The organism is Treponema sp., assembly GCF_045657965.1.
Classification (GTDB): Bacteria; Spirochaetota; Spirochaetia; order Treponematales; family Treponemataceae; genus Treponema_D.
Window position 1 is genome coordinate 1 of the sequence record NZ_JAZOUG010000046.1, and the last position, 6,463, is coordinate 6,463.

Below are 6,463 nucleotides of genomic sequence, written 5' to 3' on the forward strand. Positions count from 1 at the left end.
TATAGATTTTTTCAGGACTTAATTGCTCTCTTTCGTGTTTTGTAAGATATTCAAGAACTTTATATTCTTTATTTGAAAGCGGGATTTTTTCACTGCCTTTTTTTAGTACGCATGAGTTTAAGAGAAGTTTGTAATCGCCGAATGCGTAATAGTCTTCAGCTGCATCTGAAATTTCTGATGTTCTGCGCAGGTTTGCCTTTACTTTTGCTACAAGGACTCTTGGTGAAAAAGGTTTTGTAACAAATTCGTCTGCTCCTAAGCCTAGACCTTCGATAATGTCTTCATCTCCATCACGTGCAGAAGATATTATTACAGGAATTGCGTTATTAAATTCTGTACGGAATTTTTTAAGAAAATCAAAACCGCTCATTCCCGGAAGATTTAAATCGAGAATTACTAAATCCGGAATATCTGTTTTTAAAGTATCAAGTGCTATTTCTGCATTCAGGGCTTTTGTAACTGTCATGCTTTCTTTTTCAAGATACATTGAAATTAAATCAGACATTTCAGGAACATCTTCAATAACCAGAATTTTTACAGCCATTTTCGTTACCTCGTTATTTCACTTAAAAATTTACCTAAAGAATAAAAAAAACGCAATGATAAAAACAGAATCTAATAAAAAATTATATTTTTCCGATAATCAAAAAGAAGTTACGAATCAGATACAGCTTGAAAAAAATGCTTTAAATATTCAGACATTTGTAATATAATGGTGCAATATTTAAAAGTCTTTTTCTTACGGGGTGGGGGAATGATTCCTGTATTAAAATTAGACGGTACAACTTACTGGATTAATCCGCACATGATTGAAAGTATGGAGCAGAATCCTGATCTTACAATCACTTTCTTTTCTGGAAAAAAAATTGTGGTTAAGGATAAACCTCAGGAAGTTATTGATCGTATTGTCTCATATCGTAAACAAATCGGCATTAATGCCCTTGAAATATAAAATATCAAAAAAATTGTAGGAGATAAATCAATATGGATATAGCTACAATAATCGGTCTTATTGGTGGTACGATTGCTATCGGTCTTGGTGTTGTAACTTCTGGTGGTACAATTGGTGGTATCGTAGATATTCCGTCTTTGTTCGTAACTGTCGGTGGTTCTTATGCCGCTCTGTTCATTGTAGCACCGCTTAAACAGGCTCTCGGCCTTTTCAAAATTATGGGGCGTGCACTTAAAACACATGATTATGGCGAAAAAACATTGATTCAGAATATGGTTGCCCTTTCTGAAAAAGCCCGCCGTGAAGGTATTCTTGCCCTTGAAGAAGGGCTTGAGGATCTGGACAGTGCTTTCATGAAAGAAGGTTTACGTATGGTAGTCGATGGTACTGATGGAAATGTTATCCGTACTATCATGGAAAACGAAATGAGTGCAGCAGAAGCACGTCATATGAGCTGGGTAGGCGTTATTAACGCGTGGGCAGGTTATGGTCCTGGTTTTGGTATGTTGGGTACGGTTATTGGTCTTATCGGTATGTTGAACAACTTGGAAGATAAAAGTTCTCTTGGTCCTAACATGGCTGTCGCTTTGATTACAACACTGTATGGTTCTATGCTTGCTAACTGGCTTGTTGCTCCTTTTGCAAATAAACTTTCTGCTCAGAATGCTGCTGAAATGTCAACAATGGAAATGATTATTGAAGGTGTTCTTTCAATTCAGGCCGGTGACAACCCTCGAATTCTTGCATTAAAGCTTTTGACTTATCTTGATCCAAAAACACGCAAGATTATTGAACCGGATGTCCTTAAAGACTAATTTTCTAAGAAAGGCTGAAGAATAATGGCAAAAAAAGAAAAAAAAGAGCCCGAAAAACCGTCAACCGCCTGGCAAGGTACTTATGGTGACATGATTACGCTTATGCTCTGCTTCTTCGTTATGTTGTATGACCCTTCAGAAGTTGATACGGCTGCATTAGCACAGATTCAGGAATCCTTACAGATTACTACAGAATCAATCGAAGCTCCTGTTACAAATGGCGGACAGTCTCTTGCACAGGGAAAACTGGCTGATTTAGGAAATTCTATTTCTTCACTTCCTGCTCTTGAAGACGGTAAATCTCTTTCAATTGCAAAAAAGAAAGCTGTAAGTATATTTGCGCCTGAAGTAAATTCTGCAAAAATTACAATTTCCAGTGATGAACGCGGTTTAGTTATTTCACTTGCTTCTGATGTTTTCTTTGAAGAAGGAAGTGCTGCAATGAATATTGATGAAACCCGCGATATTCTTTTGAAATTATCAAAATTTTTTCAAGATTCAGAGCTAAAAAACCGAAGATTTAGAATAGAGGGACATACAGACAGTAATCCGGTTAACAGTGAGTTTTATCCGTCTAACTGGGAACTTTCTACTGCCCGTGCGGCAAATGTTCTTCACTATTTATCGGATTTCGGTGTTGATGAACAGCAGTTTTCAATTGCCGGATATGCGGATACAAGACCTATGTTTTCCAATGAAACAAAAGAAGGTCAGGCGTATAACCGCAGAGTTGACATCATCATTCTTGATGAAGGTCACTTTTAATGCTAATTTTTTTTGATAGGATAAGGAGTTTTTTATGGCAGACGAAGATGAAGGCTTAGGTTTAGACGATGGCGGAGATGCTGGTGCTGCTCCAGCTAAAGGCGGAAAAGGGCTTCTTATTCCTGGTCTTTTAAAATGGGTAGCAATCGGTCTTGCAGCAGTTATTTTGATTGTAACTGTTGTAGTAATTACAATGAAGATTCTTGGTGGAAATAATACCGGAACAAATGCAGCTATTCCAATGACTGAAGAATATACTGCATCAAAAGAAATTCTTGACTGGTACACTTCACTTGGACTGCTTCAGACACGCACTATGGAAGCAAATCCTGCTTCTGTTCGTGTTGATGTTGTACTCGGTTATAAAAAAGAAGATAAGGCAACTTCAACAGAAATTACACAAAGAACTGTTGAACTTAAAGACTTTTTACGCCGATACTTTACGCAGAAGACAGCCGAAGAACTTCGGCCACAAAATGAAGAGTATCTTAAAATTGAAATCCGTAATGCAATAAACGATACAATTTTAAGTACATCAAAAATTAAAGATGTTCGATTCATGCAGCTGGATGTAATTCAGCAATAGCATAATCGGTTTGCTAAAAAAGCGCTAAAAGGTGGGAAAGACATGAACGAGGTTCTGTCACAGGATGAAATTGACCAGCTCTTACAGGCAATCAGTTCCGGAGATTCAGGAACTGATGACTTTAAGCCGGTCAGTGATACGCGAAAAATTAAGATTTATGATTTCAAACGTCCGGATAAATTCTCAAAGGAACAGATCCGTACCGTGCAGATTATGCATGAAACTTTCGCGCGTCTTACAACAACAAGTCTCTCAGCTCAGCTGCGTTCTTTAGTTCATGTCCATGTTGCTTCTGTTGATCAGCTTACATATGAGGAATTTGTCCGTTCTATTCCTACTCCAACAACTCTTGCTGTAATCAATATGGATCCTCTTAAAGGTAATGCTGTTTTAGAGATTGACCCTGCTATTACATTCAGTGTAATTGACCGTCTGTTTGGTGGTACAGGTCAGGGAGCAAAAGTAAGCCGCGATTTAACTGATATCGAACAGTCCGTAATGGAAGGCATTATCGTACGTATTCTTGCAAATATGCGTGAGGCTTGGACTCAGGTAATAGATTTACGTCCGCGGCTTGGACAAATCGAAACTAATCCTCAGTTTGCTTCAATTGTCCCGCCTTCTGAAATGGTTGTTCTTGTAACACTGGAAACAAAAATTGGTGAAGAAGAAGGTATGATGAACTTCTGTATTCCATATCTTACCATCGAACCGATTGTTTCAAAACTTTCTTCACAGTTCTGGTTCAGTTCTGTCAGAAGAAGTTCTACAACACAGTATCTTGGCACTCTTAAGGAAAAGCTTTCTGATGTCAATATGGATGTTGTTGCAGAAATCGGTACAATAAATCTTCCAATCCGTGAAGTTCTTTCTTTAAGGGCAGGGGATGTTGTACGGCTTTCAACAGTCCGTGTAGGTGATCCTTTAACATTGAGTGTTGGAAATGAAAAGAAATTTTACTGTCAGCCTGGTGTCGTCGGCAAAAAAATGGCTGTTCAGGTTATAGGTAAAATAGATCAGAGTGAATCTGATGAATTCGAAGAATTGTCAGTAGAAGGAGATGAATCTTATGAGTGATGGAACAATATCACAGAGCGAAATTGACGCTTTGCTTTCGGGCGTTGATGTTGGAGGTCTTTCATCAGGTCCATCTTCCAATGTCAATATTGATACTCAAACACTTGGCAAATTTGCTGACGGCTTAAAGGATAAAGCTGCTGCAAATTTGAACGGCATGACTGGGGCTTCTTTTGAAATTGGAGCTCCTTCGGTTGAATCAATGGACCGTGATCAGCTTCTTGCAAAACTTCCGGAAATGGTAGTTGCCGTAATGGCTGATTTTAATGCAGGTCTTAAAGGTGATCACCTTGTTCTTCTTGCACCAGAATTTGCGCAGAAAATTACAAGCCTTGTAAACAAGGAAGAAAATGCTGAACTTGATGATATGGCACTTTCAGTAATTGGTGAGTTTGTTTCAACTCATACAGGTTCTGAAATTACAGATCTTAGTTCAATAGCAGGTCTTGCTTCAAATCCGCCAGAGGCAGTACATGTTCCAAAGGCAATGGTCCGTATTCCGCAGGGAACATTTGCATTGTTCACTTATCCTTTGACGCTTGACGGTCAGACATATACATTGTGGGAAGCTGTTTCAAGCGATGTTGCTGAAGGAATTGCACGCGCTTTAGGTGGTGGAACTCCGGAACCTGCAGCAGCAGGCGGTGCTCTTAATGCCGCTGATATGGCTTCAATGGCAAATCTTGCCGGAGGAAGTCCAATGGGCGGAATGCAGATGGGGCAGCCTCAGATGCAGATGGGTGGTTTCCAGCAGCAGCCTATGATGGGTGGAATGCAGATGCCTATGGGTGGAATGCAGATGGGCGGTATGCCAATGGGTATGTCTATGCCTAATGTTCAGTCTGTTCAGTATCCGAGTCTTGCCGGAGGTCCTGCAAGTCAGGAACAGGGAAATATCGGTCTTATCATGGATGTAAACATGGAAATGACCGTAGAACTTGGCCGTACTAAAAAGCAGATTAAAGATATTTTGGGTATGGGTGAAGGAACAATCATCGAGCTTGATAAACTTGCTGGTGAACCTGTAGATATTCTTGTAAACCATAAACCGATTGCAAAGGGTGAAGTTGTAGTCATCGACGAAAACTTCGGTGTTCGTGTAACTGAAATTCTTTCACCTATGGAACGAGTGAGCGATCTTCGTTAAAAATACATAAAAAATTAAGGCATCTGTCAAAAATCATTCGACAGATGCCTTTTTTTTTGATATAATTTAAGAAATTAATAAAAAGTTTGTCAAAAAGTGGGTGGGGTATGACAAAATTTTCTCATAATTGTCTTTTAAAAATTCTTTACATTGGAATTTTACTTTCATTTTTCCAGTTTTCTGTTTCTGCACAGGAATCAAATCTAAATCAGCAGCAGTCAGCTGTAGAACAGACAGCTTCAGAAAATCAGAAACCATATTGGGGAAGTCAAAATGGCGGTCAAACCGTAAATTCTCCTTCAACTTTCGGTCTTTTCTTTAAAATGGTTTTTGCACTTGCATTAGTAACTGGTATTGCTTATTTTGCCCTGCGTGTTTTAAAAAGAAGTACAAAACTTTCAAACTCAGATGATCCTTTTTTAAGACATGTTTCACATCTTTCCCTTTCTCCAAGCCGCTCTGTTGATGTTGTTACGATTTTAGATCATGCTTATATTCTTGGCGTTTCTGATAATAATGTAAATCTGGTTGGAGAAATTACAGATAAAGAACTTGTTAATTCCATGAATCTTTATGCTGATAAAAATGATAGCACAAAACGTCCCCGTTCATTCGAAGATGTTTTAAATATCTTTATGGGAAAAATGTCACAAAATCCTTCAAAGAAAAATAATATTTACGGTTCTGCCGCATGGGACTCTTCAGAATCTTTGCGGCGTCAGCGTGAGCGTTTTAATGAAAATGAAGACGGAGAGCAGTAATATGAGAAAAATGATTTCAGCTGCATTTCATAAATGGCTTCCTAAAATTATACTTGCTTCCTTTTTGACTGTTTTCTGTCTTTTTCCAGTAACTTCACAGAGCCGTCAAAACAGGAATTTTCCATCTGGTTCTACAAATGGCCGTACAGAAATGACTGGTCAGGTCCGTGGACTTGATTTTCCTAATATTGATGTAAATATTACAAGGCCTCAAAGCGGACAGGAAGTTGCTTTTTCTGTACAGCTGTTACTTTTGCTTACAGTCTTAACAATTGCACCAAGCCTTTTGATTCTTACAACCTGTTTCCTTCGTTTTTCGATTGTATTAGATTTTATAAAACGGGCTCTTTCTTTACAGCA

The 6,463-nt window shown here is 38.6% G+C and carries 8 protein-coding genes and 1 pseudogene; 8 read left to right on the top strand and 1 reads right to left on the bottom strand.

The features are described 5' to 3' along the window. Window positions 1-544: response regulator transcription factor (locus ACKI5B_RS01695; RefSeq protein ID WP_407425222.1), on the bottom strand; the 544-nt coding region annotated here is incomplete at its 3' end. Between the two features lie 210 nt (window positions 545-754). Here ACKI5B_RS01695 and ACKI5B_RS01700 point away from each other — a divergent pair. The 8 genes and pseudogenes from ACKI5B_RS01700 to ACKI5B_RS01735 all read left to right on the top strand — a co-directional run. Then, on the top strand, window positions 755-952 hold the full coding sequence (locus ACKI5B_RS01700) for a flagellar FlbD family protein (protein ID WP_407425223.1): 198 nt from the start codon (window positions 755-757) through the stop codon (window positions 950-952). A 32-nt stretch (window positions 953-984) separates the two neighbouring features. Next, the gene (locus ACKI5B_RS01705; RefSeq protein WP_407425224.1) at window positions 985-1,767 is read left to right on the top strand and encodes a motility protein A; all 783 of its coding nucleotides are present in this window, start codon (window positions 985-987) and stop codon (window positions 1,765-1,767) included. A 24-nt stretch (window positions 1,768-1,791) separates the two neighbouring features. Continuing rightward, the gene (gene motB, locus ACKI5B_RS01710) at window positions 1,792-2,532 is read left to right on the top strand and encodes a flagellar motor protein MotB (RefSeq protein ID WP_407425225.1); all 741 of its coding nucleotides are present in this window, start codon (window positions 1,792-1,794) and stop codon (window positions 2,530-2,532) included. A gap of 34 nt (window positions 2,533-2,566) precedes the next feature. Further along, on the top strand, window positions 2,567-3,118 hold the full coding sequence (locus ACKI5B_RS01715; RefSeq protein ID WP_407425226.1) for a flagellar basal body-associated FliL family protein: 552 nt from the start codon (window positions 2,567-2,569) through the stop codon (window positions 3,116-3,118). A gap of 42 nt (window positions 3,119-3,160) precedes the next feature. Next, window positions 3,161-4,195: a flagellar motor switch protein FliM gene (fliM, locus tag ACKI5B_RS01720; protein WP_407425227.1), complete on the top strand. Its 1,035-nt coding sequence runs from the start codon at window positions 3,161-3,163 to the stop codon at window positions 4,193-4,195. Further along, window positions 4,188-5,342 (top strand): flagellar motor switch protein FliN, encoded by a 1,155-nt coding sequence (gene fliN / locus ACKI5B_RS01725; RefSeq protein ID WP_407425228.1) that lies wholly within the window; start codon window positions 4,188-4,190, stop codon window positions 5,340-5,342. The genes fliM and fliN overlap by 8 nt, the downstream gene beginning before the upstream one ends. A gap of 107 nt (window positions 5,343-5,449) precedes the next feature. Then, a complete protein-coding gene (locus ACKI5B_RS01730; RefSeq protein ID WP_407425229.1) occupies window positions 5,450-6,103 on the top strand; it encodes a FliO/MopB family protein in 654 nt (217 codons plus the stop codon). A gap of 1 nt (window position 6,104) precedes the next feature. Continuing rightward, window positions 6,105-6,463, top strand: a pseudogene (locus tag ACKI5B_RS01735) (flagellar type III secretion system pore protein FliP); the annotation flags it as partial.

What these genes read in the sequence shown, in the direction of transcription:
- ACKI5B_RS01715 (WP_407425226.1), top strand. Translation starts at nt 2,567, where the DNA reads ATGGCAGACGAAGATGAAGGCTTAGGTTTAGACGATGGCGGAGATGCT.
- fliM (WP_407425227.1), top strand. Translation starts at nt 3,161, where the DNA reads ATGAACGAGGTTCTGTCACAGGATGAAATTGACCAGCTCTTACAGGCA.
- ACKI5B_RS01700 (WP_407425223.1), top strand. Translation starts at nt 755, where the DNA reads ATGATTCCTGTATTAAAATTAGACGGTACAACTTACTGGATTAATCCG.
- fliN (WP_407425228.1), top strand. Translation starts at nt 4,188, where the DNA reads ATGAGTGATGGAACAATATCACAGAGCGAAATTGACGCTTTGCTTTCG.
- motB (WP_407425225.1), top strand. Translation starts at nt 1,792, where the DNA reads ATGGCAAAAAAAGAAAAAAAAGAGCCCGAAAAACCGTCAACCGCCTGG.
- ACKI5B_RS01705 (WP_407425224.1), top strand. Translation starts at nt 985, where the DNA reads ATGGATATAGCTACAATAATCGGTCTTATTGGTGGTACGATTGCTATC.
- ACKI5B_RS01730 (WP_407425229.1), top strand. Translation starts at nt 5,450, where the DNA reads ATGACAAAATTTTCTCATAATTGTCTTTTAAAAATTCTTTACATTGGA.